The organism is Methylocystis sp., assembly GCF_051062815.1.
GTDB lineage: Bacteria > Pseudomonadota > Alphaproteobacteria > Rhizobiales > Beijerinckiaceae > Methylocystis.
The window spans coordinates 1-26,053 of sequence record NZ_JBPFDU010000031.1 but is presented as its reverse complement, the minus strand read 5'-3'; the positions used below and the strand labels follow the sequence as shown (position 1 = coordinate 26,053).

25 protein-coding genes and 1 tRNA gene are annotated in these 26,053 nt (G+C 63.2%); 21 read left to right on the top strand and 5 right to left on the bottom strand.

The window, feature by feature from the left end; all coding sequences use genetic code 11:
* The first annotated feature begins 77 nt into the window (after positions 1-77).
* The 9 genes from ACR65W_RS04925 (at position 78) to ACR65W_RS04885 (ending at position 9,414) form a co-directional block, all read left to right on the top strand.
* A complete protein-coding gene (locus tag ACR65W_RS04925; protein ID WP_434499967.1) occupies positions 78-3,953 on the top strand; it encodes a baseplate multidomain protein megatron in 3,876 nt (1,291 codons plus the stop codon).
* 8 nt (positions 3,954-3,961) lie between these two features.
* Complete coding sequence (locus tag ACR65W_RS04920; protein WP_434499966.1) at positions 3,962-5,548, top strand: DUF2793 domain-containing protein; 1,587 nt, start codon at positions 3,962-3,964, stop codon at positions 5,546-5,548.
* Between the two features lie 71 nt (positions 5,549-5,619).
* Positions 5,620-6,231, top strand: coding sequence for an N-acetylmuramoyl-L-alanine amidase (locus ACR65W_RS04915; protein ID WP_434499965.1), 612 nt, complete (start codon positions 5,620-5,622; stop codon positions 6,229-6,231).
* A 41-nt stretch (positions 6,232-6,272) separates the two neighbouring features.
* Complete coding sequence (locus tag ACR65W_RS04910) at positions 6,273-6,449, top strand: hypothetical protein (RefSeq protein WP_434499964.1); 177 nt, start codon at positions 6,273-6,275, stop codon at positions 6,447-6,449.
* A 1-nt stretch (position 6,450) separates the two neighbouring features.
* Positions 6,451-6,672 carry a hypothetical protein gene (locus tag ACR65W_RS04905; protein WP_434499963.1) on the top strand — a complete coding sequence of 74 codons (222 nt, stop codon included), beginning with the start codon at positions 6,451-6,453 and terminating at the stop codon, positions 6,670-6,672.
* Positions 6,638-6,853, top strand: coding sequence for a hypothetical protein (locus tag ACR65W_RS04900; protein ID WP_434499962.1), 216 nt, complete (start codon positions 6,638-6,640; stop codon positions 6,851-6,853). The genes ACR65W_RS04905 and ACR65W_RS04900 overlap by 35 nt, the downstream gene beginning before the upstream one ends.
* A 75-nt stretch (positions 6,854-6,928) precedes the next feature.
* Positions 6,929-7,327, top strand: coding sequence for a PepSY domain-containing protein (locus ACR65W_RS04895; RefSeq protein ID WP_434499961.1), 399 nt, complete (start codon positions 6,929-6,931; stop codon positions 7,325-7,327).
* Positions 7,328-7,349: 22 nt separating this feature from the next.
* Positions 7,350-8,033 carry a response regulator transcription factor gene (locus tag ACR65W_RS04890; RefSeq protein ID WP_196393993.1) on the top strand — a complete coding sequence of 228 codons (684 nt, stop codon included), beginning with the start codon at positions 7,350-7,352 and terminating at the stop codon, positions 8,031-8,033.
* Between the two features lie 4 nt (positions 8,034-8,037).
* A complete protein-coding gene (locus ACR65W_RS04885; protein WP_434499960.1) occupies positions 8,038-9,414 on the top strand; it encodes an ATP-binding protein in 1,377 nt (458 codons plus the stop codon).
* Positions 9,415-9,489: 75 nt separating this feature from the next.
* On the opposite strand, the gene ACR65W_RS04880 is transcribed toward ACR65W_RS04885, so the two are convergent.
* Positions 9,490-9,885: a DUF3126 family protein gene (locus ACR65W_RS04880; RefSeq protein ID WP_175093371.1), complete on the bottom strand. Its 396-nt coding sequence runs from the start codon at positions 9,883-9,885 to the stop codon at positions 9,490-9,492.
* Between the two features lie 121 nt (positions 9,886-10,006).
* Positions 10,007-10,546, bottom strand: coding sequence for a hypothetical protein (locus tag ACR65W_RS04875; protein WP_434499959.1), 540 nt, complete (start codon positions 10,544-10,546; stop codon positions 10,007-10,009).
* Between the two features lie 186 nt (positions 10,547-10,732).
* Between ACR65W_RS04875 and ACR65W_RS04870 the strand changes: the two genes are divergently transcribed.
* The 8 genes from ACR65W_RS04870 to ACR65W_RS04835 all read left to right on the top strand — a co-directional run bounded on the left by ACR65W_RS04870 (position 10,733) and on the right by ACR65W_RS04835 (position 20,061).
* Positions 10,733-11,362, top strand: coding sequence for a DNA-3-methyladenine glycosylase I (locus ACR65W_RS04870; protein ID WP_434499958.1), 630 nt, complete (start codon positions 10,733-10,735; stop codon positions 11,360-11,362).
* Between the two features lie 4 nt (positions 11,363-11,366).
* The gene (locus tag ACR65W_RS04865; protein WP_434496237.1) at positions 11,367-11,999 is read left to right on the top strand and encodes a hydrolase; all 633 of its coding nucleotides are present in this window, start codon (positions 11,367-11,369) and stop codon (positions 11,997-11,999) included.
* A gap of 21 nt (positions 12,000-12,020) precedes the next feature.
* Positions 12,021-12,545 carry a tyrosine phosphatase family protein gene (locus ACR65W_RS04860; RefSeq protein ID WP_424374882.1) on the top strand — a complete coding sequence of 175 codons (525 nt, stop codon included), beginning with the start codon at positions 12,021-12,023 and terminating at the stop codon, positions 12,543-12,545.
* Positions 12,505-13,533 (top strand): NUDIX hydrolase, encoded by a 1,029-nt coding sequence (locus tag ACR65W_RS04855; RefSeq protein WP_434499957.1) that lies wholly within the window; start codon positions 12,505-12,507, stop codon positions 13,531-13,533. The genes ACR65W_RS04860 and ACR65W_RS04855 overlap by 41 nt, the downstream gene beginning before the upstream one ends.
* An 85-nt stretch (positions 13,534-13,618) precedes the next feature.
* A complete protein-coding gene (locus ACR65W_RS04850; RefSeq protein ID WP_434499956.1) occupies positions 13,619-14,389 on the top strand; it encodes a hypothetical protein in 771 nt (256 codons plus the stop codon).
* A gap of 346 nt (positions 14,390-14,735) precedes the next feature.
* On the top strand, positions 14,736-17,861 hold the full coding sequence (locus ACR65W_RS04845; RefSeq protein ID WP_434499955.1) for a chemotaxis protein CheB: 3,126 nt from the start codon (positions 14,736-14,738) through the stop codon (positions 17,859-17,861).
* Between the two features lie 11 nt (positions 17,862-17,872).
* Entirely contained in the window at positions 17,873-18,247 is a 375-nt protein-coding gene (locus ACR65W_RS04840; RefSeq protein WP_434499954.1) for a response regulator, read from the top strand.
* A 266-nt stretch (positions 18,248-18,513) separates the two neighbouring features.
* Positions 18,514-20,061, top strand: a complete 1,548-nt coding sequence (locus ACR65W_RS04835; RefSeq protein ID WP_434499953.1) for a DUF882 domain-containing protein — start codon at positions 18,514-18,516, stop codon at positions 20,059-20,061.
* Positions 20,062-20,166: 105 nt separating this feature from the next.
* On the opposite strand, the gene ACR65W_RS04830 is transcribed toward ACR65W_RS04835, so the two are convergent.
* Positions 20,167-20,292, bottom strand: coding sequence for a hypothetical protein (locus ACR65W_RS04830; protein WP_434499952.1), 126 nt, complete (start codon positions 20,290-20,292; stop codon positions 20,167-20,169).
* Between the two features lie 181 nt (positions 20,293-20,473).
* A complete protein-coding gene (mdh, locus tag ACR65W_RS04825; RefSeq protein ID WP_175093365.1) occupies positions 20,474-21,436 on the bottom strand; it encodes a malate dehydrogenase in 963 nt (320 codons plus the stop codon).
* Between the two features lie 242 nt (positions 21,437-21,678).
* On the opposite strand from mdh, the gene ACR65W_RS04820 reads away from it, so the two are divergent.
* The 3 genes from ACR65W_RS04820 (at position 21,679) to ACR65W_RS04810 (ending at position 24,596) form a co-directional block, all read left to right on the top strand.
* A complete protein-coding gene (locus ACR65W_RS04820) occupies positions 21,679-22,230 on the top strand; it encodes a hypothetical protein (RefSeq protein ID WP_434499951.1) in 552 nt (183 codons plus the stop codon).
* A gap of 111 nt (positions 22,231-22,341) precedes the next feature.
* A tRNA-Lys gene (locus ACR65W_RS04815) sits at positions 22,342-22,417 on the top strand.
* Between the two features lie 1,153 nt (positions 22,418-23,570).
* Positions 23,571-24,596 (top strand): adenylate/guanylate cyclase domain-containing protein, encoded by a 1,026-nt coding sequence (locus ACR65W_RS04810; protein ID WP_434499950.1) that lies wholly within the window; start codon positions 23,571-23,573, stop codon positions 24,594-24,596.
* Between the two features lie 233 nt (positions 24,597-24,829).
* Here ACR65W_RS04810 and ACR65W_RS04805 read toward each other — a convergent pair whose 3' ends face one another.
* Positions 24,830-25,030, bottom strand: coding sequence for a hypothetical protein (locus ACR65W_RS04805; RefSeq protein WP_434502367.1), 201 nt, complete (start codon positions 25,028-25,030; stop codon positions 24,830-24,832).
* 61 nt (positions 25,031-25,091) lie between these two features.
* Here ACR65W_RS04805 and ACR65W_RS04800 point away from each other — a divergent pair, with 61 nt between their 5' ends.
* Entirely contained in the window at positions 25,092-25,862 is a 771-nt protein-coding gene (locus ACR65W_RS04800; RefSeq protein WP_434502365.1) for a hypothetical protein, read from the top strand.
* Positions 25,863-26,053 lie beyond the last annotated feature (191 nt).

Below are 26,053 nucleotides of genomic sequence, written 5' to 3'. Positions count from 1 at the left end.
TTCCTGAAGCTGCTGTGGATTCCCGATCAGGCCTTCGGCCTGTCGGGAATGACATTGCGAGGCTCTCCGAGACGCTCATGGCCACTCTTGTTCTGCAGACGATCGGCTCTGTCGCCGGCGGCGCGATCGGCGGACCTATTGGTTCCTCTATCGGCGGCGCGCTCGGCGGCTTCGGCGGCTCCTTCGTCGACGCAGCGCTGCAACCGCATGCATCGCCCCGCTATTCGATCGGTCCGCGGTTGAAATCGATGGACGGGATCACCTCAACGGAAGGCGCCGGCGTGCCGCGCGTCTATGGCCGCGCGCGCCTCGGCGGACAGATGATCTGGGCGACGCGTTTTCTCGAACGCGTCAATGTGTCTTTTACGCAGACACAGCATCAGGGTAAAGGCGGCGGCGGCGGCTTCAACATTCAGTTCACCTATGCCTATTCGGCGAATTTCGCGATCGGGCTGTGCGAAGGGCCTGTCGCTTTCGTGCGACGCATCTGGGCTGACGGGTCAGAGCTCGACATGACGACGCTGCCGATTCGCATCTACGCCGGGACTGAAGATCAGGAGCCAGATCCGCTGATCGTCGTCAAGGAAGGGACCGAAAACGCGCCCGCCTATCGCGGCCTCGCCTATATTGTTTTCGAGGATCTCGCGCTGGCCGCATTCGGCAATCGCATTCCGCAATTCACCTTCGAAGTCGTGAAGCCCGTCGAGGGACTCGGCGCGATGATCCGGGCCGTCGACCTCATTCCCGGCGCGACGGAGGCCGGCTATCACCCTTCCCTCAAGCTCAATTTCTACTCGCCCGGCGCCACGGCGGCGGAAAATCGCCATCAGCTCACCGCGGCGACGGATTGGACAGCGTCGATCGACGCCCTGCAGGCGCTTTGCCCGAATCTCGAAAGCGTCGCGCTGGTCGTCGCCTGGTTCGGCGACGACCTCCGCGCCGAACATTGCACGATCGCGCCGCGCGTCGACGCGACATTCAAGACCATCGGTCAGTTCAACTTCATTCTCGGCGGCTTCTGGCCGCCCGACTGGTCGGTCGCCGGGCTGACGCGCGCAACCGCGCGGCTCGTGTCACAAATCGATGGACGCGCGGCCTATGGCGGAACGCCCAGCGACGCGTCGGTGATGGCCGCTATCGCCGACCTCAAGGCGCGCGGGCTCGCGGTGACCTTCTATCCTTTCGTGATGATGGACGTGCCGCCGGGCAATGCGCTGCCTAATCCTTACACAGGCGCCGTCGAACAGCCGGCGTTCCCCTGGCGTGGACGCGTGACGTGCGATCCCGCGCCGGGTCGGCCGGGTTCACCTGACGCAACCACGACTGCTGCGGCGCAGCTCGACGCATTCTTTTCGCGCTATCGCGGCTTCATTCTGCATTACGCCAATATTTGCGTCGCGGCCGGCGGCGTCGACGCCTTCCTCATCGGCTCCGAGCTGATCGGCTTGACGCGCGTGCGCTCGGCGCCGGGCGCATATCCCGCCGTCGGCGCGCTGATGACGCTCGCCGCGGACGTGAAGGCGATCCTTGGCGCGCAAACAAAACTCTCTTACGCCGCCGACTGGACGGAATATGGCGCGCATGTTCCTGCAAGCGGCGAAGCGCGCTTTCCGCTCGATCCGCTGTGGGCGTCAAGCGCCGTCGATTTCGTCGGCGTTGACGTCTATTGGCCGCTCTCCGACTGGCGCGACGGCGACGCGCATCTCGACGCGCAGGACGCGGCGAGCATTTATGATCTCGATTATCTCAAATCTCGCATCGCTTCGGGCGAGGCCTATGATTGGCATTACGCCGACGCCAATGCGCGCCTGGCGCAAGATCGCACCCCAATCAGCGACGGACTCGGCAAGCCTTGGATCTTCCGCCAGAAGGATTTTCTGTCGTGGTGGTCGCAACCGCATTACGAGCGCGGTGGCGGCGCTGAGCTGGCGGCGCCGACGGCATGGGTCCCGCAGTCGAAGCCGATCTGGATCGTCGAGACGGGATGTCCCGCGGTCGACCGCGGCGCCAATGCGCCGAATGTTTTTCCGGACCCGCGCTCGAGCGATGGCGGTCTGCCGTATTTCTCGCGCAACGGCCGCGATGATCTCATGCAGACGCGATTCATCGAGGCGATGATCGCGCATTTCGATCCGACGGCGCCCGGCGGCGGGGCGCGCAACCCGACGTCCAACCTCTACGCCGGGCCGATGGTCGATCCGGCGCGCCTGCACATATGGTGCTGGGACGCGCGCCCCTTTCCGGCCTTTCCAACGCAAGCCGATGCGTGGAGCGATGTCGCCAATTGGGAAACCGGCCATTGGTTGAACGGACGACTCGAAGGCGCGCCGCTCGACCGCCTCCTGCCGGCGCTCGCCGGCGCCGTCTCCGCGCCTGAAGTTGTCACGCAGCGGCCGAACGTCGGCGGATTTCTCGACGGCTATGTGCTGGAGCGGCCGATGTCGCCGCGCGAGGCGATCGATCCTCTTGCCGCGCTTTACGGCGTCGACGTCGTGGCGAGCGCGGGCGCCTTGCGCTTCGTCGATCGGCGCGGGAAGCCGGTGTGCGAAATTGACGAAGACGATCTCGTCTCCGGCAAAACCGCGTCGCTGGTGACGCTGGCGCGGGCGCAGGAAAGCGAACTGCCGCAGGAGATCGCGCTTTCCTTCTGCGATTCCGAAAACGACTTTCAAATGGCGCGAGTCTTATCCCGCAGACTCGAGGGCCGCTCGGCGCGCCAGAGTGAAGCGCAAGCCGCGGTGATGACGAATCGCGCCAATGCGCAGTCGCTTGCGGAGAGCTGGCTTCAGGATTTGTGGATCGGACGCGAAACCGCGGAGTTTACGCTGCGGCCCGGCCTTCTCGCCTTGCAGCCCGGCGATCTGGTGCGGCTCGGCGCCGCGGGCGGCGGCCGACTGTTTCAAATTCAACGAATCACGGACGGCGCCGCACGGCAAGTAAGCGCGCGCGCGGCGGACGCTTCCGTCTATGACGCGGCCGCGCCGCTGCTCGGGCGCACGAAAGTCGTTTCGCCGAAGATGGTCGGACCGCCGAGAGTCGAAATTCTCGACCTCGCGCTCTGGCGCGACGAAGAAGCGCTCTCCTATGTCGCCGCCTTCGCCGATCCCTGGCCCGGGCCGCTCGCAATCTGGAGGATGACGTTCGGGGGCGGCTACGAGCAGATCGCGATCATGAACAAGCGCGCGATCATCGGCGAGACGCTCGACGTCCTGCCCTCGGGTCCCGTCGGACGCTTCGACAATGGAAGCAGCGTCACTGTCATGATCGGCGCCGGGCAGCTTTCATCGGTCGGCGACCTCGCCGCGCTCGCGGGGCGCTCGGCGATGGCGATCCGCGTCGACGGCGACTGGGAGATTTTCGCTTTCGCGCACGCCGAACTTATCGGCGAACAGACATATCGTCTGTCAAGGCTCATTCGCGGCCTCGGCGGCGAAGAACATCTCGCCAAGCGCGATGCGCCGGCCGGCTCAACTGTTGTGTTGCTCGATGATGCGATCGCGCCGCTGGCGCGCAAGGTCGCCGAAATTGGCGCGCCGATCACCTATCGAATTGGTCCGGCGGATCGCGACTATGCGGAGCCGATCTTCGTTCAGCCGACGGTCGCCGCGACAAACAGGGCGTTGCGCCCCTACGCGCCGACCAAGGCGCGCGCCCGGCGCACGCCGGCTGGCGTCGTCATCGATTTCGTGCGGCGTGGACGCATCGACTCCGACGCCTGGGAGGCGCTCGACATTCCGCTCGGCGAGGCGAGCGAATCCTACGAAGCCGATATCTCGCTGCCGGCCAGCGGAAAGCGCACGCTCACCGCCGCCGCAGCGCCGATCCTCTATCCCGCCGCCGATGAACTCGGCGATTTCGGCGCGCCGCAAAGCGAACTGACGCTTTCACTTTATCAGATGAGCGCGACGGCTGGACGGGGTTTCCCGCTGACGACGACGCTCCCCGTCCAATAGGAAAAACGATGTCGCAAACCACGCATCTTGCGCTGCCCTTCGTCGAGGCGGCGCAAGCGCAAAAGCACGTCACGCACAATGAAGCTCTGGCGCTGATCGACGCGCTGACGCAGCTTTCGGTCTCTGCGCGAGGCGTGACGTCGCCGCCCGCGACGCCGGCGGAAGGCGACCGTGTGCTCGTCGGCGCCGGCGCGACCGGCGATTTCACGGGCAGAAGCGATCAGATCGCGACATTCCTCACGGGCGGCTGGACCTTCCTTTCGCCGCACGCCGGTTGGCGCGCTTATGTCGAAGCGGAATCGCTTCTGCTGCTCTATGACGGCGCGGGATGGATTGATTGCGGCCTGTCCTTGCGCCAGCTGCAAAACCTTGCGTTGCTCGGGATCGGCGCGACCGCCGACGGCGCCAATCCGCTGCTCGCCAAACTCAATGCGACGCTCTTTACCGCAACGAGCGTCGGCGAGGGCGGCTCCGGCGATCTCCGCTTCGCGCTCAACAAGGAGAGCGCGGCGAACACTCTCTCACAACTTTACGAGTCGAACTATTCCGCGCGCGCCGAAACAGGGTTGATTGGCGACGATCATTTTCGCGTCAAAGTGTCGCCCGATGGTTCGATCTGGAAGGAAGCGATCGTCGTCGACAGCGCCACAGGCGCAGTCGCCTTTCCAAGCGGCGGCCCGGCGAAGGTTCATCTGTTTGCGGCCACGGATTCTTATACGCCGACGCCAGGAACGCGCTTTGTTGACGTGATCCTTTTCGGCGGCGGCGGCGGCGGCGGCGCAGGCGCGCGACAGGCAGCCGGCGTAATCGCCTCAGGCGGAGGCGGGGGCGGAGGCGGCGGAATTGCAAAAGGCAAGTTCACCGCAGCTCAGATCGGCGGGGGCCTCACCGTCACGATCGGCGCGGGCGGCAATGGCGGCGCAGCGCAAACGGTGGATAGCGCGGCAGGCAATAGCGGCTCGTCCGGCGGCGCGACCTCTTTTGGATCGCTGATTAAAGCGTTCGGCGGCGGAGCCGGATCGGGAGGCGGGCTCGCGTCAGGCTCTGGCGGCGGCGGTGGGGGGAGCCTCATTGGCGTGGGCGGTAACGCATCTGGCGCTACCGGCGGCGCTGGCCAGGGGGCCATCGGCAATGGTGGCTCGGCGGCTGGCGCAGCCAGCGTTCTCGTCTTTGGCGGGTTTGGCAGCGGCGGCGGCGGCGGTCCAGCGACGGGCGCGACGGGCGGCGCTGGCGGCACCACCTTTTTCGGTTCTTCGGGCGGCGGGGCTGGCGGCGGCATTACCGCCGCCAATGCGACGAGCGCGGGCGGCGTCGGCGGCGTCATCTGGGCGGCGGGCGTCCTCACATTCGCGAGCGGCGGGGGTTCGGGGGTCCCAGGCTCTTCTGGTTCATCCTTCGCGAACGCCGCCGGTCCGCTCGACCAGGCTGGGAACGGCGGCGGCGGCGGCGGCTCGAACGCCACGTCGCCTGGCGCCGGCGGGACCGGCGGCATGGGCGCCGGCGGCGGCGGCGGCGGCGCGTCGCAGAACGGCGCCAATTCCGGCGCCGGCGGCAATGGCGGCGGCGGCTACGCCGTCGTCTTTGAATATTTCTGATCGCAAAACATCAAGCGCGTCGCGCGCGATTCCTCATCAACAAACGACATCGAAAGAAAAGGAGTCGGCTCATGGCCTTCGCCGTGAAGAATCACGTCCTGCACCAAAACGACAAGCCTGTCGCTCAAAAGCCGACGCCCAACGTCGGCGGCGCTTTGAAGCCCTCGCTGCTGATCATGCATTACACCGCCGCTCAGTCGGCGAAGGGCGCGATCTCCTGGCTGTGCAATCCCAATGCAAAAGCCTCCGCCCATCTCGTCGTCGATCTCGACGGCGCGGTGACGCAGCTCACGCCGTTCAATCGCGTCGCATGGCACGCGGGCAAAAGCGTTTGGAAGCGGCGCTCGAACTGCAACGCCTTTTCGATCGGCATTGAGCTGACCAACGCCGGACCATTGACGAAGCTCGCCAACGGAAAATTCGCCGACGCATACGGAAAAAATGTGCCGGCGAGCCAGGTCGCAATGCTCGTCCACAAGCTCGATAGGGGCGGCGAAAAGCCCTGGATGATCTATCCCGCCCTTCAGATCTCGGCCGCCGTCGATATCGCGAAGGCCATCTGCCAGACCTACGGCATCAGCGACATCGCCGGTCATGACGACATTGCGCCGACGCGCAAGCGCGATCCGGGTCCCGCCTTCGCCATGGAATCATTCGTCTCGCGAGTCCTCGGCCGCAAGTGAAACCGCGCCGGCGGCTTCCGGCATCAAAAAAGGAGCTCCCAATGCAAGGCTATCGCACCTATGTCGCCGCTGGTCTCGTCGCGCTGTTTGGCGCGCTCGCCTCGACCGACTGGATCGCCGTTCTCAATGATCCGAAGGCCGGCGCCATCGCCATCGGTTCGGCGGCGTTGATGGCGATCATGCGCAGCATCACGTCGACGCCGCCGGGAACGGCCTGACATGTCCAAGCTCGCCGCGCTGAGTCTCGTCGCGGTGGCCGGCGTCGTCGCCTATGCGCTTGGGCGCGCCGTGTTGGCGCGACTTGTCGCCGGCGGCGCCGCTGAGGAGAGCGCGCGGCGCGCCGAATCCAATATGCGCGCCGCCAAGCGCCAAGCCGAAATCATGGTTGAGCGCAGGAGCGTTGAAGATGTTTCGCAAGATCTCGATCATGGTCGCTTTTAGCCTCGCTCTTGCGGCATGCCAGTCGACGGGCGGCGGCTGTCCGCCGCTCGTCGCCTATTCTCTCGATGAGCAGAAGATTGCGGCGAAGCAGTTGCGCGCCCTGCCCCAAAACGCGCCTCTCGCCGCCATGATCGTCGACTACAAGAAAATGCGGGACGCCTGCCGCGCCTCGGAGAGCTGAGGCGCGCGGCCGCATGTCTTGACTATTCATTGCGCATTCAGGGCTTTCGGCCGAGTATGCGCCGGGGAGAGGCGCATGCGGGCCGCCGGAGGTTGTTGGAGACGGGCGCTCGCCGTCGCCGCTCTCGCGGCGACGGCCGCTTTCCTGCGCGCCGCCGCCAGCCGCGCCGAAGAGGCTCCCGCGCGGCTGCAATGTTTCACCATGGCGCAGGCGCGCAGCAAAATGGAGGCGCAAAAGCTCGCCGATCCTTTCCGGTGCATGCGGGATGTCGCCCTCCGGCTGCAGGCCGAGCCGCTCGGCGCGCGGCTGTGCCAATTGGGCGAAGGACTTATCTATGAGATCAGCCTGCTGCGCCGGGACGGCCACATCGTCAAGATTCTTGTCGACGCATTCAGCGGCCGGCCTCATTCTAGCTCTAAAGGCGCTGGCTCTATAGGCGCTGGCTCTATAGGCGCGGGCTCTATAGGCGATTGAGTCTCGCACGCGGGAGGACACATTGCGGCTGCTCGTCGTTGAAGACGACAAGGATTTGAACCGCCAGATCGTTCGTGCGCTCGAGCAGTCGGGCTATGCGGTAGACCGCGCCTTCGATGGCGAGGAAGGTTGCCATCTCGGCGAAACGGAGCCCTACGACGCCGTCGTCCTCGACATCGGTCTGCCGAAGAAGGACGGCGTGACCATTCTCGAAGAATGGCGCGCGGCGGGACGCGACATGCCGGTGCTGATCCTCACCGCGCGCGACCGCTGGAGCGACAAGGTGCAAGGCTTCGACGCCGGCGCCGATGATTATGTTTCAAAACCATTCCACATGGAGGAGGTGCTGGCGCGCATCCGCGCCCTGCTGCGCCGCGCGACGGGCCATGCGACGAATGAAATCGTCTGCGGCGCGGTGCGACTCGACACCAAAGCCGGCCGCGTCGTCGTGGACGGCGCGCCCGTGAAGCTCACTTCGCACGAATACCGGCTGCTTGCCTATCTGATGCATCACAGCGGACGCGTCGTATCCCGCAGCGAAATCATCGAGCATTTATACGATCAGGACTTTGACCGCGACTCGAACACGATCGAAGTCTTCGTCGGCAGGCTGCGCAAAAAGCTTGGCGTCGATCTGATCCAGACCGTGCGCGGGCTGGGCTACATGGCGGCCGCGCCGGCAAAGGACGCCGGCTATAAACGCTAGGCGCATGCCCCTTTCCTTCATCTCCATTCGCTCCATCGCCGCGCGTCTGTTCCTGACTGCGGCGGCGATGAGTTCGGTCGTGTTGATCGTCGCCAGCATTCTTCTTACCGCCTACTACCGAAGCGAAGCTGAAGAGGTCTTCGAACGGCGCCTCGACGTTTACCTGCGCGCCATCGTCGCCGACGTGTCCGAGTCGGGACAGGAGGGACGCACCGGCCCCGGCCAGCTCGGCGACCCGCAGTTCGAATTGCCGGGCTCGGGCTGGTATTGGCAGATCACGCGCCTAGACGACAAGTCGCATGACATCAAGGCGTCGCGCTCGCTCTTCGCCAACACGCTGCCCAAGCTCTCGGATCTTGGCGTCGCAGCGGAGGTCGGCGGCTTTCGCCGCGGCTACGGGCCGGGCCCGGACGGGCGCAGGCTGCGCATCGTCGAGCGCGTCATCGACGTCGGCGACGTCGGCATCTATCTCGTGCAGGTCGCAGGCAGCGGCGAAGAGATGGAAGAGCAAATCGCCCGCTTTCGATTCGCGCTGATCGTCGCTTTCGCGGCGCTCGCGATTGCGCTCGCCATCGGCGCCGCCTTCCAGGTTCGCTTCGGCTTGCGGCCTTTGAGGCAATTGCAGCGTGAACTGGCGTCGATCCGCGGCGGCGAACGCGAGCGGATCATGGACGCCTACCCGAGCGAAGTCGCGCCGCTCGCCGAAGAGCTCAATCTGCTGATCAGCGCCAATCGCGACATTCTCGAACGCGCGCGCACGCAGGTCGGCAATCTCGCCCATGCGCTGAAAACGCCGCTCTCCGTCATCGTCAATGAAGCCGATTCCGCGCCCGGGCAACTCGCCGGGAAAGTTCAAGAACAGGCGCAGATCATGCGCGATCAGATCTCCTTCTATCTCGACCGGGCGCGGGCGGCGGCGCGCGGCGGCGCGCTCGGCGCCGCGACGCAGATCGCGCCGTCGATCGAGGCCTTGCTGCGCGCCTTCAGTAAAATCTATGGCGACAAGGGCGTGATCTTTTCTGGCGGCGCCGATCCGCGTCTGCGCTTTCTTGGCGAGCGCCAGGATCTCGAAGAAATGATCGGCAATCTGCTCGACAACGCCGGCAAATGGGCGAAGAGCCGGGTGACGATCGATGTCTGCGTCGAAGGCGCATCGCGGCCGACGCTGCGCGTCACCATCGACGACGACGGGCCGGGACTTGCTTCGCACTTGCGCGCCGCGGCGACGCAGCGTGGGCGGCGTCTCGACGAAACCAAGCCCGGATCAGGTCTCGGCCTGTCGATTGTCGTCGATCTCGCCGCCGCTTATGGCGGCTCGCTGCAACTCGACGACAGCCCCAGCGGCGGTCTGCACGCAGAGCTTCGACTGCCGGGGTTTTGAGCTGCGTGGGGCCAGCCCTAAGCAAGCCGGGACCGGATCAGCGATCGAACGGGCGCCCCGATTTCGTGCAGCGCGTCACTCTTCTTCGAGATCGAAATCGAGAATCGCGACTTGCAGCGTGAAGCTCGACAGCTTCGGATCGTCAGCGGAGATGACGCCGAGAAATTCGCCGTCGGCGTTGAGTTCGACGGAATCGGTCTTGCGCCCGCGCGCCACGATCGACAGGCGATCGTTTTCGAACAGCTTGCGCAAATAGGACTGCAGCACTTCGCGTCCGACCGGAATTTTCATCTCGAAGGCGAAGGAACGATCGCCGTCTTCGTCGTCGACCGAGATCGAAGCGATCCTTCGCTCGCCAAGATGCACGGCGGCGTCGTCCGGATTCTTCGGATCCGCTGTGACGCGAACGCCCTCATTGCCGAGCGAACGGCGCAGAAAAGCCTGCAGTTTTCGCAATTCGGTTTTATCCAAACGCCCGCCCCCGTTCAGCGATCAGCATCATTCCTCTGCCACGACGCCTTTCGCCGAGCAAGAGCACATGAAAAACGCCCGGCGGAGAGCCGCCGGGCGACGTCAAAAGGCGCGAAAAGCGTTATTCGCCTTCGGCTTTCAGCCTCTTGTTGCATTCGCTCCAATATTTTGGCCAGGTGATTTTTGAACCGGCCTTTTTGAGCTCAGCCTTTTTCGCCTTCCATTCCGCGGCGCATTTCTTCTGGCGCGCGCGCGTCGCGGCTTTCGAGTCCGTCGCGGGTTTGGGGCTGGGGGTCGCTTCGGTCGCAGGCGGCGGAGTCGGCTCGACGGGCTTGGCTTCCGTCGCGGGGGGCGGCGTGGGCGTCGACTCTACGGCGGCCGGCGGCGGCGTCTCGGGCTTCGCCTCGGCAGGCTTGGCTTCCGCCGGCTTCTCTTCGCTGGGCTTGGCCTGCTCCGCCAATCGCCCGCGACAGGCCTTCAAAAATTCCTGCCAGCTCTGTCCGCCGAGTTCGTTGGCCGCCTTAGCCGCCTGGTATTGCGATCCGCATTCCTTCAATACATTGGCCTGCGCATACGCGTCCCCTGAGCTCGCGGCGAGGGCGACGGCCACGGCCAGAGCGCCGCCGGCCGCAGCGTAAGAAACAGCGATACGGATCCCCATATAAATCTCCATTGATCGACGGCGCGAACTGAGCCGCAACAACTGCGACGGCGCATAGAAGCATGACGCGCGCCATCTGCGCCCGCCGAGGGCGACGATAGTCCCAACTCGGTTGTGAACGCAATCCAAACGCGCGATAAAGCCCGAGCACGCGGCGTTTTTTCGTCCGCTTTTTAAGGGTGAGTCTTGGCAAGCGTTCGGGAACAGCCGGCAAGTTGGCGCGACCTCGCGGTGGTGTCGCATCCCGACGGGCTGAAACGCTGTCCGTGGCCCGGCGTCGATCCGCTTTATCTCGACTATCACGACAATGAATGGGGGCGGCCCGAACGGGACGGCCGGGCGCTCTTTGAAAAGCTGACGCTCGACGGCTTCCAGGCGGGCCTCTCGTGGATCACCATCTTGCGCAAGCGTGAGGCGTTTCGCGCGGCCTTCGACGGCTTCGATCCGGCAAAGATCGCGAGATTCGATCAGAAGCGCGTCGCGGCGCTGATGCGCAATGATGCAATCGTGCGCAACCGCGCAAAAATCGAAGGCGCCGTGCTCTCGGCGCAGGCGTGGCTGGAGATCGAGGCGACGACCGGCTTTTCGGATTATCTGTGGGGTTTCGTGGACGGCCGACCGATCGTCAATCACTGGACGCGCATGAACGACGCGCCGACGCAAACCCCACTTTCCGAGCGCCTCTCCAAAGATCTCAAAGCGCGCGGCTTCAAATTCTGCGGACCGACGATCGTCTACGCCTTCATGCAGGCGGTCGGCATGGTGGACGATCATCTGACGGGCTGCCATCGCCACACAGGGGGCGAGGGCGGCTGACGCGATGCGGGCTCCTTCCACGAAAAATCGTGGGCGGCCGTCGCCCGGCGAGGCGCCCCGCGCCTGGCAGCGCATGTTATCCGGACGCCGCCTCGATCTGCTCGACCCGTCGCCGCTCGACGTGGAGATCGAAGATATCGCGCATGGGCTCGCGCGCGTCGCGCGATGGAACGGTCAGACCGTCGGCGCGCATATTTTCTCGGTCGCACAACACAGCATGCTTGTCGAAAAGGTCGCATGCGCGCTCGATCCCGCGATCGGCCGAACGGAGCGGCTTTACATGTTGCTGCATGACGCGCCTGAATATGTGATCGGCGATATGATCTCCCCGTTCAAGGCGGTGATCGGCGACGCATACAAAAGCGTCGAGGACCGCATATTGGGCGCGATTCTCCTGCGTTTCTCTCTGCCGCCGACGCCCTCTCCCGCACTGCGGCGCCTGTGCAAGGAAGCCGACCGCGCCGCCGCTTTTTTTGAGGCGGTGCAGCTTGCGGGCTTTACACGGGGCGAAGCCGAGCGCATCTTCGGCCGCCCGGCGATCCCGCCGCAGCCCTTCATGGACGAACTCGCCCCGGCTCCCATTGAGGAGACGCAGGCGCGTTTTCTCGCTCGGTTTCGAGCGGTCGACGAAAGTTGAAGAAGAACGTCGGGGAGAAAAATGCCGAATGGGCGCCTGTACGTCTGTTCCCTGACTAAGGTGGTCGACACGGTGCGCGAAAGTGGCGCACGCTCGCTTGTCACCATTCTTACCGCCGGGGCGTCGCTTGTTCGGCCTTGCGAAATCTCCCGCGAGCGCCATTTGCGCATCGCAGTCTCCGATATCGACGCGCCGCGGGGAGGGCACGTCCTCCCGGGCGAGGAACATATCAATCGGCTGCTTGCTTTCCTTGAGGAATGGGACCGCTCCGCGCCGCTCGTCATACACTGCTACGCTGGGGTGAGCCGATCGCCCGCGGCGGCTTTTGTCGCGGCCTGTGCTTTAGCGCCGCGTCGCAGCGAAATGGAGATCGCGCGCGAACTGCGCCGCGTCTCGCCGACCGCGACCCCGAACAGACGGCTGGTCGCGCTCGCCGACGAAAGGCTCGGGCGGAACGGGCGAATGTCCGCCGCGATCGCCGCGATCGGACGCGGGACCGACTGCTATGAGGGAACGCCCTTCGCCCTGGAATTCGCCGACGCCTAGCCGAGCCGCCGAAGAGCTCGCGCCCCTATCCCCGCCCGTCGAAATCGGCCTCACCGCCGCAATCGTCGCCGTTCGAGACGACGAGCCCTTGATCCTGACGACGCGCGCGGACGGGCCGGCGGGGGTCGCCGCCCTTCCCTCCGGACCCTTCGATCCGATCCGCCATCGCACCTTCGAGATCGGTCTGCGCGAATGGGTCGCCGAGCAGACCGGCGCGCCGCTGGGCTATGTCGAGCAGCTCTATACATTCGGCGATCGCGGACGCCACGCCCGCGCCGGCGACCGTGATCCGCACGTCGTCTCGGTCGGCTATTTGGCGTTGACGCGCATCCGCGACGACGCCGATCGGCGCGCAAGCGTCTGGCGGAGCTGGCATGATTTCTTTCCTTGGGAGGATTGGCGCAAAGGTCCGCCCGTGGTCCTCGAGGAAACGATCGCGCCGGGATTGACGGACTGGGTGGCCGAGGCGCCGGACGCCGTTTCCTCCTCGGGCGTCTCGCGCCGGGTGCGGGTCAATCTTCTCTTTGGCGGCAAGGGACGCACGTTCAATGAGGAGAACGTTCTTGAGCGCTACGAGCTTCTTTACGAGGCGGGACTCCTCGAGGAGGCGCTGCGCGATGGTCGCGAATCGGCGGAGAAACGGGCGCCGCTGACGCCGCTCGGAACCCCGATGCGCCATGACCACCGCCGCATTCTCGCCACAGCCATGGGCAGACTGCGCGCCAAGATGAAATATCGGCCGGTGATCTTCGAGTTGATGGCGTCCGAGTTCACGCTGACTGAGCTGCAGCGGACAGTAGAAGCCATCGCTGGGCGACATCTGCACAAGCAGAACTTCCGCCGTCTGGTCGAATCAACGGCCATTGTCGAGCCGACAGGGGAAATGTCCTTAAAGACAGGCGGACGCCCAGCCGCTCTATTTCATTTTCGCCGCAATGTTCTGCAAGAAAGGCCCGCGCCAGGGCTTCGCGTCGGCATCCGAGGCTGATGTCGCTCCTTTAAGGCGATGTTCACCGCGACATGGTGAATGTTTGCTGAAGCGAAGCCCGCCATGCGTAGAGTAGAGGTGCGTCTTGGGCTATTTGTCGCCGCCCCCCATGCCGGCGCCGGTCGTCGTCTACAAGGACGTCGGCGGACTGGTCAGCGATTATGAAGCGCTCACCGAACGATATCGCCGCGAGAACCGCGAGGTCAGGCTGCATGAATGCCGCTCGGCCTGCACGCTGGCGCTGAGCCTGCCCAACGTCTGCGTCTATCCGGACGCAAAGGTCAAATTTCATCAAGCCTATAACGCCATCAACCGGGAGGTCGACCTCGGCGTCTCGTCGCAGCTGTTCGCCTCCTACCCGGCCGCCGTGCAGGCGCGTCTTGGCCATTTGACCAGAGAATATCGCGTGTTGACCGGGACGGAGCTGATCGCTCTTGGCATGCGCAATTGCGAAGGCGGCCCGACCATGATCGCCAGCCGCAAGCAGCGCGCGCCTTCGACCAGCGTCGCCAGCGCACGGCTCGATGGGCAGTCCGGCGCGAGCCTCGCCGGCTTTGGCGACATCGCGCAGAAGGTGCAGTCCGCGGTCGCCACCGCCCTTGCGAGCACAGGCGGCCAGACGAGTCCGATCCATGTCGCCGTCGCCGACCGGCAACAGCTGACGGGGTTGGCGCGCGGCGGCGAAGAAGCGAATGCGCTTCCTGAGCCCGCGCCGCTGCCGCCGCGCCGGCCGCCGTCAGAGGCCTTTGGGGGGTTCCAGGATACGGGCTCGCTATCTCCGGCCTATCTGCGCCTCATCAGCGGAGCGCAGCCCATCCTCGGGCCGCAGCTCGTGCGCACAGTGGCGTCGAACTGAAGCGGCGACGTCGCAGACTGGCGCCGGGCCGCAGCTGTGAGGGCCGTTTAGAATTCCACGCGCCCAGTTTGGTCCCACAAAGAAAAAGCGCACGCTTTTGATCGGCCGCTCCGCGCGCTATTCCACGCCGTGAGCATAAGCATTCCTCGCGATAAAGGCGCCTGGGCGCGGCTTCGCCGGGTGCGCGACAGTCTCCAGGAGGCCGCTTGAAATCAAGCGGCGGCGAACTTTTCAAGGCCTGCAAAAGCAGCATATACGTCTTATGTTCTTCTCTCGCGTAATTTGCTCTTATCGAGCCGCGAATACGGCGCGCCGCGGGGCTGAATCAACTCGATAAACGGAAGTTATGGCGTCGGATTCGCGATTCCCCATCGTTGGCATTGGCGCTTCCGCCGGTGGGCTGCGTGCCCTCGAGCAATTCTTCCAAGCCGTCCCCGCCGATCTCGGCATGGCCTTTGTGATTATCACGCACCTCGCCCCAGATCGCGAAAGCTTCCTCACGGACATACTCGCGCGCCACACCAGCTTGACCGTCCATGTCGCGAGCGAGGGCCAGAAGGTTGAGCCGAACAGCATTTATGTTTTGCCGCCCAACGCATCCCTGACGATCGAGGGAGGGACTCTCCGACTCCATCAGATCGAGCACGGCCATGCCGAGCGCAGCCCGGTCGACGTGTTTTTCAGTTCGCTCGCCCAGGATTACGGGGAATACGCTGTCGGCGTTGTGCTCTCTGGGAGCGGCAGCGACGGCGTTCTCGGCATCAAAGCGATCAAGGAACAGGGCGGCCTTGTCCTTGCACAATCGAGCGATGGAACTCAGCCAAGTTTCACCGGCATGCCCGACAGCGCGATCGCCAGCGGTCTCGTCGACTATGCGATCCCCGTTGAGGACATGGCCGCGAAGCTGTCAGAGAACAGGCAAAGCATTGGATTGGTCGATGCACTTGCGGAAAGGGGCGCCGCTCAAGGCGACCATCCCGACGCCAAGTCGCTCGAAATGCTCTACGCCATTCTTCGATCTCAGATGGGGCACGATTTCAGCGGCTACAAAAAGCGCACGTTCATACGACGCGTTCATCGCCGCATGCAGATCAATCATTGCGATTCGCTACAGGCTTACGTCAAATTCCTGCAACGTGACCATGAGGAGCCGACGCAGCTGTTTCGCGATCTTTTGATCAATGTAACAAGTTTCTTCCGTGACGCCGAAGCTTTCGACGCTTTGGAGAAGATCGTTATTCCGCATCTCTTCGAGGGACGGGGCGCCGCAGACACGATCCGCGTTTGGGTCCCCGGCTGCTCGACCGGGGAGGAAGTCTATTCGATCGCGATCCTGCTCCGGGAGCATATGGACAAAACAACCGGGTCGCCGCGCGTCACGGTCTTTGCGACGGACATCGACGAACGCGCGTTATCGGTGGCGCGCGCCGCCCGTTATCCGTCGGCGCTGATGAAAGGCGTGTCGCCTGAGCGGCAAGAGCGGTTCTTTACGAATAACTCCGGCAGTTTTGTCGTCGCCAGATCGGTGCGCGATCTTTGCGTGTTCTCGGTCCACAGCATATTACGTGATCCGCCATTCTCGCGCATGGACATGATCTCCTGCCGTAATCTGTTGATCTATTTCGGCGCCGATGCGCAGCGCCAGGCGTTGCCGACTCTCCATTATGCGCTGCGACCGGGTGGCTTTCTCTTTCTTGGAAAAGCCGAAACGATCGGTCGCTTTTCGGAATTATTTGCGCCGGTCGACAAGACGAGCTGCATCTTCCAGGCGCGCGACATCGGCGCCCCGGCTCGCATGCCGACATTCGTTAACGGCCTGCGTCCGGCGCCATTTGTCTCGCATCGGATCGATCATGTCGCGCCAGGAGGCATAGGCGCCCGACAGTCGGCGGAGGCGCGAATCGCCGATCGTTTTGGACCGCCGCATGTGATCGTCAATGAGGATGGCGACATCCTCCATTACTCAGCGCGGACGGCAAAATATCTCGAAGCGCCCTATGGCGTGCCCACGCGGCAATTGCTGACCTCGGCGCGCAAGGAATTGCGTCTCGATTTACGCAGCGCGCTACGTGAAGCAATCGAGACGCGACGAGCCGCGACACGCGATACTATCGCTTTCGAAACTGATCATCATGTCGAACATGTCTCGGTTTCGGTCGAGCCTCTGCCGAGCGGAGCCGATGGCCGATCCGCGTTTCTCATTGCCTTCGAAGAGAAAGAACTTTCGAAAGATGAGGTGGTCAATTCGAACGAAGCGCCTCAACCGCAGGAGTCCGCTGACACATCGCCGATCGAAGCGGAATTGCGCGACACGCGCGAAAGACTGCAAGGCACCATCGAGGAATATGAGACGGCGCTGGAAGAGCTGAAATCCGCTAACGAGGAACTTATTTCACTCAACGAGGAGTTTCAGTCGAGCAATGAAGAACTCGAATCCACAAAAGAAGAATTGCAGTCGCTGAATGAGGAGCTGCAGACCGTCAATCAGGAATTGCTGGCCAAGGTGGAGGATCTCGACCGGGCGAACAGCGACCTCACGAACCTCTTCGCGAGCACCAATGTCGCGACAATTTTTCTCGACCGTGATCTCGTGATCCGCAGCTTTACGCCCGCGGTCACGAGCCTCTTCAATATTATTGCGACCGACAGAGGCCGTCCTTTGGGAGACCTGGCGATCAAGCTCGATTATCCGGAACTGCAAGACGACATCAAGAGCGTCATGAAGACAGGAACGCTGATCGAGCGACGGGTAAACCAAAACGTGGCCGGAACGCCGCATTTTCTATGCCGCTTGACGGCCTATCGGAACACAGAAGGCAAAATCGATGGCGTTGTGGCGACGTTCGTCGACGTCACCAGTCTAGCGAGATCAGAAGAACGCCAAAGGACATTGGTCGCCGAGCTCAATCACCGCGTGAAAAATATTATCACCGTTATCTTGGCCCTCGCCAAACAGACGTTGACTCGGACGCAGGGATCGGAAGCCTTGATGACTAGACTTTACGCCTTGGCGAGAAGTCACGAGTTGCTGGCGCGGGAAAGTTACGGCGCCGTCAGTCTGGAAGAAGTGGTGCGCCAGGCGCTCGCGCCCTATTTCTCAGAGGAGAGTCAGCGGCTGACCCTTTCAGGACCGCCGATCACGCTGCCGCCCAAGGCCGCGATGAGCTTTGGCATGATCCTGGATGAACTGGCGACCAATGCGGTCAAATATGGCGCGTTGTCGAACGGTTCGGGCCATGTCTCGATCGACTGGTCTTTGACGAAGGGGTCGGATGATAAAGCCTCGACGTTGACCCTTAGGTGGCGCGAGGACGGCGGACCTCTCGTGGCGGACCCAAAGAAAAGGGGTTTTGGTCTGACGCTCGTCGATCGCGAAGTGAGTTACGGGCTGGCCGGCAGCGCGACATATGAATTTGGCGAGACCGGATTCTCGGGAACGTTCATAATTCCGTTGAAACAGAGGCCCGAATAGCGTGGGAGCTAATGGCGAGTTCAAGGATAGCAGGAAAGCGCGTCCTCATTGTCGAGGATGAATCGATCATCGCGATGATGCTTGAATGCGAATTGAACGACGGTGGCTGTGAAGTCGTCGGCCCCGTACCCTCCGTCGAAGACGCCTTGCGGCTCATCGATAAGGAGCGTCTTGACTGCGCCCTGCTCGATTACCGACTTGTCGACGAGACCAGCGGAAGAATTGCTTCCGTGCTGACTGAGCGAAATATCCCGTTTTTGCTGATGACGGGACATTGCGCGAGCGACCTGCCGTCTGAATTGCGTGACAAGACTCTCCTGCAGAAGCCGGTGACGGGCGCAGTTCTTCGCGCCGCCCTCGAGGCTATTTTGGATTCCGCAGCGTAAAACGACGCCGCGCCGTTTTGATCCGGCGAAGCTTGAGCAATTTTTCGCCACGATGTTACCATAGCCTCCGAATTGGTGGGGAATCAGGGCGGTAGTGACCGCCGAGGGGCAAAGCGCGTTTAACTGCGCATTCCGCATGTGATTTTTCGCCGTCGCCTCGCGCCGCCCGGCGCAAAGGGCGCCTTTCGGCCGAAAGGTCGGAAGGCTTGTTAGTATCTGGGGCGACGTCGGATGAGGCGCGCTTCAAGCGAGACGGGAAGCAGCTATTGACGACGCCTCGCTCCAGCGCGCGCCTAATTTCCACTCCGCTTTCGACGGTTCTTGGCCTCGTGGTCTTTTGTCTGGCGACGCTCGCGCCGAAGATGACCGAAACCGCGGTCGCCAATGGCGACACAAGGACGATTCATCTCTACCACGCCCATACGCATGAATCGATTTCGGCGACGTATCTCGTCAACGGGCAATATGACGCCCAAGTCCTTCAGCAGTTAAACTGGTTCCTGCGCGACTGGCGACGCGACGAGGCGACCAACATGGACCCGCGCCTCTTCGACGTCGTCTGGGAGGCCTATCGGTCCGCCGGCGCCGGCGATCAGGTCGTGCATGTCGTCTCCGCCTATCGCTCCCCCGAGACAAACGCCATGCTGCGCGCCCGTTCGCGCGCCGTCGCCAAATATTCGCAGCACATGCTCGGCAAGGCGATGGACACCACCATGCCGGGAATGCCGATGTCGCAAATTCGCGAGCTTGGCATGCGCATGCAGCGCGGCGGCGTCGGCTATTATCCGACGGCGGGCACGCCCTTCGTCCATCTCGACGTCGGCAATGTTCGAGCATGGCCGCGCATGAGTTACGACGAACTCGCGCGGCTTTTCCCCGACGGCAAGACCGTGCATTTGCCGACCAACGGCCAGCCGCTCGCGCGCTATGAAGAGGCGCGCGCAGAGATCGAGGCGCGCGGCGACGGCGCTTATGTCGTCGCGCCTCGCCGCACGTTTGGCGGCTTCTTCGCCATGCTGTTTGGCGGCGGGGGCGGCGAAGAAGAAGACGCTGAGGTTGCGGCGCCGGCGCCGAGCGCCCGAAAGCAGTGGGCTTCGCTCGCGCCACGGCCCGCACGCGGGACAAGCGGCGAAATGGAAGAGCAAAGCGCGGCGTCCGCCACGACCGACGCCTATCGCTACGGCGCGAAAGAGCTTTCGCGGGCGGAGGCCGATTTGCCGCGTGGCGAGACGACTCTGTCCACGCCGGGCGCAGAAGCGCCCGAGCAACAGCCGCCCGCCGCGAAGCTTCCAACAGTTCGAGCGCCGCTGCCGCCGCAGCGTCCGTCCTCGCTCGCCGCACGCTTCGACGCGCGGACGGCGCATGACAGGCCAGCCGAGCTGCAAAGCGCGGTCGATTTTCAGGACGCCGACCGCGCTGACCGCCGTTCAGGCAGAATGCCCGCAACTGATGCGCCGCCACGCCGTCCAAAGCTCGCGTCTGCGCCCCTGCCCCCGACTCGGCCCGGGATCCCCCACGCGAAGGCGACGAGCGCGATCGCACGGCTGGTCGACTCGCCCAAAAATGAGACGAGAAAGTCTAGAGCGGCGGCCGGCCACGAGTCGCTCGCCTATGCGCCAGAGCCGACACAGGGCGCGGAGCCGTCGGACGCCGCCGCAGGGGAAAACACTGGGAAGGCAGTCGCCGAGGAGACAACAGCTCGCGGCGCAACCCCCCTGCTAGGCTCATCAACCGGCCTTCGCGCGGCCGCCCGCTCCCGCGGACGCAGTCCCACGAACAAGGGCGTCTCTGACGCGGAAACCTCCGCGCGGTGAAACTGGCGCAGGGAGCAGTTTTTTGAGCTTTGCAGAGTCCTGCTGAAACAGTTCCCCAAGCCACGCCGTCGCGCCAGACGTATAGATCAAGCCTCGAGTTAAAACTCAGGGTAAAAGAGCAACGGCGTTTATCGCCGCGACGCCGATAAGGATTGCGCCGCGGACTGCAAAGTAAAGCGTGCCGGCGATGGCGAGTATTTTGATAAAGCCAATAGCGTCAGGGTCAAACATAGCTTCGCATCCACTCGAGCAAGCCTGAACCTCTCGGGGAGAATCAGTCTTTCAGACAGTCTAACCCCCAACTTGCAAGGAATGTTCCTACAGTCGCGCCAGAGCCCCGGGGCGCCGTCCCCGCGCTTGCGCCGCAAGAAAGTCGCCGACCGGATCGCCGGGCGCCGCCTCAGAGAGGCGTTCAGGCGAAAGCGGGATCGAGCGCCTTGGCGGCTTCCAGCAGCGCCCGAACCGATGCGACGGATTTTTCAAACATCGCCCGCTCGGCCGCGTCGAGCTTTATCTCCATCACCCTCTCGACGCCATTCGCGCCAATGACCACGGGAACGCCGACATAGAGTCCGTTCACGCCATATTGGCCGCTGAGATAGGCGGCGCAGGGCATCACCCGCCGCTTGTCCTTGAGATAGCTCTCGGCCATGGCGATCGCCGCGGTCGCCGGCGCGTAATATGCCGAGCCGGTCTTGAGAAGGCCGACGATCTCGCCGCCGCCCTTGCGCGTGCGCTCGACGATCGCGTCGATGCGCGCCTGCGTGGTCCAACCCATGGCCACGAGATCCGGCAAAGGCACGCCGGCCACCGTCGAATAGCGCACCGACGGCACCATGTCGTCGCCATGGCCGCCCAGAACGAAGGCGCTCACGTCTTCGACCGAAACATTGAGCTCTTCGGCGAGGAAATAGCGAAAGCGCGAAGAATCGAGCATGCCCGCCATGCCGACGATCCTCTGCGTCGGCAGGCCGGACGCCTTCTGCAGCGCCCACACCATGACGTCGAGCGGATTGGTGATGCAGATGACAAAGGCGTTCGGCGCATAACGCTTGATGCCCGCGCCGACCTTGGCGATGACGCCGAGATTGACCGACAGAAGATCGTCGCGGCTCATCCCCGGCTGGCGCGGCACGCCCGCCGTAACGATGATGACGTCCGCCCCCTCGATCGCCGAATAGTCGGAGCCGCCGGTGAGCTTGGCGTCGAAGCCCGCGACGGGAGACGACTGGGCGATGTCGAGCGCCTTGCCCTGCGGCACGCCGTCGACGATGTCGAAAAGAACGATGTCGCCCAATTCCTTGAGGCCGGCGAGATGGGCAAGCGTTCCGCCGATATTGCCGGCGCCGATCAAAGCGATTTTTCTTCGCGACATAATCAAACTCGTTCTTTGCTTCTGGGAAACAGCTACCGCGCTTTTGCGGCGGTGGGAAGACTTCTCGGCGCTTGTCGTAAGCAGAGCCTTACACGTCGGCGGCAGAGCGCTCCGCGACCCGACATCGCGCCCTGCGGTTTCCTGGCGCGCGGAATGTCGCAGGGATTGCGGGCCCTCGCGACGCTCCTTACCTGCGAAGCTCGAGGGGAGCGCGCGCAAGCCGCTCGGAGGAAGGGCGACCCATGAAAAGCGAGTTTTTGCTGAAATACCTGTGCGCCGCCACACTCGCGGCGAGCGCCTGTTTCTTTGGTCCCGCCGCGGCGCAGGCGGCGGACCCGGACGAATCCGAGCTTCTGCAGCATTTCGAGAAGGTCGACGTCTGGCATGCTCCCGTCGACTATAACGTCCGCTACAACAACCAGGACGTGATCGTCACCCGAGAGATGGTCGCGCAGCCCGCGCCCGAGGGCGAGCTCTGCTACATCCGCTTCGGTCTCATCAGGGGCGAGGGCGATTACGGCTACGGCTTCAAGCCGGGAGCGCCGCGTGACGCGCATTGGGGGGTCAATGTGCTGAAAAGGGGCACGATCCTCAACCAGCTGGCGTCGCAACTGAAGATGAACGTCATCTATTTTTACACACAAGGGCCGAAGACCGAGGCGGCCAGGGCCGTTTGCGCGCGCAAACAGGCCGCGCCCACGCCCGCCGCGGGCAACGCCCACAAAGGCCCATGGGCCGAGCTCGTGACGAAAGCACGTCTGATCCACGGATGGCCGGCGGCGCGCTCCCCGTAATCCGGAGCAGGAAAATGCGGGCCGCCGCGCGTAACGCTGGACAGCGGCGAGCGGTTTTGATATTCGCACCGCTCGTTCGAAGCAGCGTCGCGCTCGCGGCGCTCGACGGACGGGCGCATAGCTCAGTTGGTAGAGCAGCTGACTCTTAATCAGCGGGTCCAAGGTTCGAGCCCTTGTGCGCCCACCACTCAAGCAATCCGTTACGCAAAATTCGGCGCCAGCGGAAATACCCACAAAATTTGCTGGGGGCAGCTTTAGGGGTCGCTTCTCTCACCCCCTCCGCTGGGCCCGTCTCTCGCCTCCGCATTCGGGGGCGCGCCCGCCTATGTCGATCTTGAGGATGACCCGAGCCGGCGCGGACTCGTCGATCGGCTATCGGGCGCCGACGCCAAAGCCGTCGCGCAGACGATCGCAAGGGCTCTGACCGCGGAAAGAACGAGCAGCCCGGAAACGTAAACTCTCTCGCGATCTTCCTCGCCGAGAATTGGGCTCTACAATTTCAAGGGGCTTAGGGAGGGCAACGCCAAAACAGCAATTTTGGAGATTTGCCATGAGGACGACCTTTGCACGAACATGCGCGCTCGCACTTATTTTTTCTGTGACTGTCTCGGCTGCGATTGCGGCGCCGGTTGGCGCCGTTATCTCGGCGTGCGATCGGATGCACGATGCAGGACAAACCTGCAATTACGGCATCAAAGGCAATTCTTTGGTCGGATGCACAAACGACGTCGTCTTCGAATGCCCCGCCGACGGGAGCCGCCAATGCACTGGCTCGAAAAACACGAGCGGGAAATGCAACGAAGACGGCGCCGCCGCGCGCGTCTCAACGCTGAAGGGCAAGGAGCTGTTGGACGCGCTTCATGCGAAAGATCTTCACCAATCCAAGTAGGGATTCTCTCGACCAGGGACTCCCTGAATAATGGAAAAACGCTCCGCGCATGATTCCGGGTCGGGGCGTTCTCTCCTATCCTGGGAAATCCAAATTTATAGGGCTCAGGCTCAACCGGGGACGCAGCGCGAGCGCAGCGCAGGGCGCTACCCGTCGATCGGCGCCACAAAGATGCAAATAGCAGCCGGCGCGCCTTACGGCGGAAAGATGAAGAAGAGTTCCACTCTGGGTCAGGTGCGAGGATTGTCGAAGCTCGCTTGCCTCCTGATCCAACGCTCGTCTTCAACTAAGCTACGTCAACTAAGCTACGTCGGCGCCCCTCTGACTGATACGCTCAAGTGACTCCTTTTCAGTTGGTCGACTCTTGCCTTCGGTCCAGAATTGCGCGGACCGATTTGCGCGTGCGATAACGCTGGCGATCGGCGTCCCCAGCTCGGATTGAAAGAAGCTCATGGATCATTCGCGCAATCCCGGATCCCCGCTCCACCTGAGGCTGGCCAGAGTCTTCCTCGGGCTGCTGAACGTCGCCCTGCTTATCGCCGTTGCGCTCGTCCTGCTCCCGCTCGTCACGCCTTATTTCAAGCATGCGGGGTCATACCGCTGGATTGAATATGTTGAAGTCTTCGACGCGCGGATGATCCGGTGGGTCAAGTCGGTAATCCCCACGAACTTCAAAGGCTATGAGCTGGCGCGTTGGTTTATCGTTGGCGGACTTCTCTTCGGGCGCATGTGGGTCGACAGCTTGCGGCGCAAGATTACGACCACGATCTACCGTGCGACGGTGCAGCGTGACTTCGAGGCGCTGCAGTCCGCGGTGCCGGCCGACGCGCGGGTGCTTGCGCCGGTCAAGGAAAAAATGAAGACGATGGATGCGCGCAACCCCAAGAGCCGCGCGGAGTTGCTCAAGGTCATGGGCGACGCCAAACGTCAGTTGGAGTCGATGGGCCGCGACCTCGCCTTTCTCTCTATCGACGTCGTCGATTCGACCAAGATGAAGCTCGGCGAGGACAAGACATTCATCGAGCATGATTTTCGTGAATACAAGGATCTCGTCGACAGCAAGCTCCGCAGCAACGGCTCGCTGAAGGCGGCGTGGACGCCCGACGGCGTCATGGCCTGCTTTCCCTCCATCGACGCAGCGCTGAAATCCGCCAAGGAAGTGATCGCCGGTCTCGACGCGTTCAACGCGAACGTGAAGATGATCAAGTCGAACTTCACCGTTCGTTGCGGCATCAACGCCGGACACGTTTATTACGACGAGCACACGCCGATGGAGGAGATGAGCGACCGCGTCATCGATATCGCCGGCCATATGCAGAAATATGCTCAGCCCGGGACGATCGCCTGCGCGAAGCAGATCATCGAGCCGGTGCAACAGCGCGGAGGCTTCAACGACGCCGGTAAGGTGGTGGACGGTTACGAGGTCTACCAATGGACCCCGGCAAGCCGTCTGCAGGACGAACGGGCGGTTTCCTAACGCAGCCTCAAAACGTGAGATGGGTTTGGCGCGCTCAACGATCGCTTGATGCGACGTACGCGAGCAGCGAAATCGAGCCGCGGCCGTCAAGCTCATGCGCCAAAGAGCCTGTCGCCTGCGCGCTCGGGCCCATTAAGCCTAGCCGTGGAATCCTCATCGCCGATCGGCAAAGTTGAGTAAGTTGCGGTCTCGGAGCGTTGCGTTTGCGAGTGGGGGGCCATCCGTGGCTTGGCTTAAATGAAATGGGCCTTTTTGCTGAGATCCATCGCCTTGGCGTCGATTTCATTGGCCGACGCCGCCGCCGAGGATGCGTCGACGCGCCCGGAGGCGATCAGGAACGCTCCCATCACAGCGCTGTCGGCGAAGCCGACGATGATCAATCCAGGCCAGTCGGCGACTTTGGCGTTTTCCGCAACGAACGCCGACGTCTGCACGGGTTCGAGCCGCCCGCGCGATCCTCACTTTGTGGTCCGTGAATTGTCGGGCGCTGTCCTCGTGCGCCCCGCCCGCACGACGACCTATACGATCAAGTGCAAGAAAGGCGCGGCGTCCACGTCGCATCGCGCTGTCGTGACGGTAACGCCGGAACGCATCATCCTTTCCGAGATTTTTGACGGCGCGGTTCCTCACGCGCCTGAAACCCGGATCGAAGATGGCGCGCTTCTCGCTCACAATTGGAAGTCCGTTTATCACGGCTATGGTTCGAACTCGGTCGCCCGCCAGTTCGATGGCCAGGCGCTGGCGATACGCCCGAAGGAGTCAAATTCTGGGAACGAAACGCATGCCGGGCTGATCAGTGGGCCGCATCCGTCTTGGCCCGTCGATATCAAGGGCAATTTCACCATCGAGGCCTCGCTGCACACAGAGGAGCAGTTGCGGCGGCAGAACGCGCCAAATCCGTGGGAAGTGGGCTGGCTTTTGTGGGACTACGTCGACAAAACGCATTTCTATTACTTCATCCCGAAGCCGAACGGCTGGGAGCTCGGCAAGGCGGACCCTGCCTATCCCGGAGACCAGCGCTTCTTGGCGTCGGGAAATCGACCGATTTATCCGATCCGAAATCGATATGTCGTCAAAATTGTTCAGGCCGTCACCCCGACGTCGACGACGATTTCGGCATTCGTCGACGGCGTTCTCTTGACCACCTTCACTGACCGAGAAAGGCCCTATTCGAATGGGCTTGTCGGATTCTATTCCGAGGACGCCGCAGCGTATTTCCATTCGGTCGTGGTGACGATTCCTCGCGCCGTCGCGACTTTGAAATAGGGATGCGCCGCAAGGTCGGGGTCCCGGGCGAGGGCCACGTCGCGCTGTCTGGACATGCATGCGGTCAAAAGGAAATTCCGATTGTCGCGTTGAGACCGCCTTGACGGCGACTCTCCCCGAAGGGGAACAAATAGCCAATTTGTGCAGTCAAGATGCCGTCATAGGCGCGGTAGAAGTCGCCGCCCTGAACC

What these genes read in the sequence shown, in the direction of transcription:
- ACR65W_RS04925 (WP_434499967.1), top strand. Translation starts at nt 78, where the DNA reads ATGGCCACTCTTGTTCTGCAGACGATCGGCTCTGTCGCCGGCGGCGCG.
- ACR65W_RS04920 (WP_434499966.1), top strand. Translation starts at nt 3,962, where the DNA reads ATGTCGCAAACCACGCATCTTGCGCTGCCCTTCGTCGAGGCGGCGCAA.
- ACR65W_RS04915 (WP_434499965.1), top strand. Translation starts at nt 5,620, where the DNA reads ATGGCCTTCGCCGTGAAGAATCACGTCCTGCACCAAAACGACAAGCCT.
- ACR65W_RS04910 (WP_434499964.1), top strand. Translation starts at nt 6,273, where the DNA reads ATGCAAGGCTATCGCACCTATGTCGCCGCTGGTCTCGTCGCGCTGTTT.
- ACR65W_RS04905 (WP_434499963.1), top strand. Translation starts at nt 6,451, where the DNA reads ATGTCCAAGCTCGCCGCGCTGAGTCTCGTCGCGGTGGCCGGCGTCGTC.
- ACR65W_RS04900 (WP_434499962.1), top strand. Translation starts at nt 6,638, where the DNA reads ATGTTTCGCAAGATCTCGATCATGGTCGCTTTTAGCCTCGCTCTTGCG.
- ACR65W_RS04895 (WP_434499961.1), top strand. Translation starts at nt 6,929, where the DNA reads ATGCGGGCCGCCGGAGGTTGTTGGAGACGGGCGCTCGCCGTCGCCGCT.
- ACR65W_RS04885 (WP_434499960.1), top strand. Translation starts at nt 8,038, where the DNA reads ATGCCCCTTTCCTTCATCTCCATTCGCTCCATCGCCGCGCGTCTGTTC.
- ACR65W_RS04875 (WP_434499959.1), bottom strand. Translation starts at nt 10,546, where the DNA reads ATGGGGATCCGTATCGCTGTTTCTTACGCTGCGGCCGGCGGCGCTCTG.
- ACR65W_RS04865 (WP_434496237.1), top strand. Translation starts at nt 11,367, where the DNA reads ATGCGGGCTCCTTCCACGAAAAATCGTGGGCGGCCGTCGCCCGGCGAG.
- ACR65W_RS04860 (WP_424374882.1), top strand. Translation starts at nt 12,021, where the DNA reads ATGCCGAATGGGCGCCTGTACGTCTGTTCCCTGACTAAGGTGGTCGAC.
- ACR65W_RS04855 (WP_434499957.1), top strand. Translation starts at nt 12,505, where the DNA reads ATGAGGGAACGCCCTTCGCCCTGGAATTCGCCGACGCCTAGCCGAGCC.
- ACR65W_RS04845 (WP_434499955.1), top strand. Translation starts at nt 14,736, where the DNA reads ATGGCGTCGGATTCGCGATTCCCCATCGTTGGCATTGGCGCTTCCGCC.
- ACR65W_RS04840 (WP_434499954.1), top strand. Translation starts at nt 17,873, where the DNA reads ATGGCGAGTTCAAGGATAGCAGGAAAGCGCGTCCTCATTGTCGAGGAT.
- ACR65W_RS04830 (WP_434499952.1), bottom strand. Translation starts at nt 20,292, where the DNA reads ATGTTTGACCCTGACGCTATTGGCTTTATCAAAATACTCGCCATCGCC.
- mdh (WP_175093365.1), bottom strand. Translation starts at nt 21,436, where the DNA reads ATGTCGCGAAGAAAAATCGCTTTGATCGGCGCCGGCAATATCGGCGGA.
- ACR65W_RS04820 (WP_434499951.1), top strand. Translation starts at nt 21,679, where the DNA reads ATGAAAAGCGAGTTTTTGCTGAAATACCTGTGCGCCGCCACACTCGCG.
- ACR65W_RS04810 (WP_434499950.1), top strand. Translation starts at nt 23,571, where the DNA reads ATGGATCATTCGCGCAATCCCGGATCCCCGCTCCACCTGAGGCTGGCC.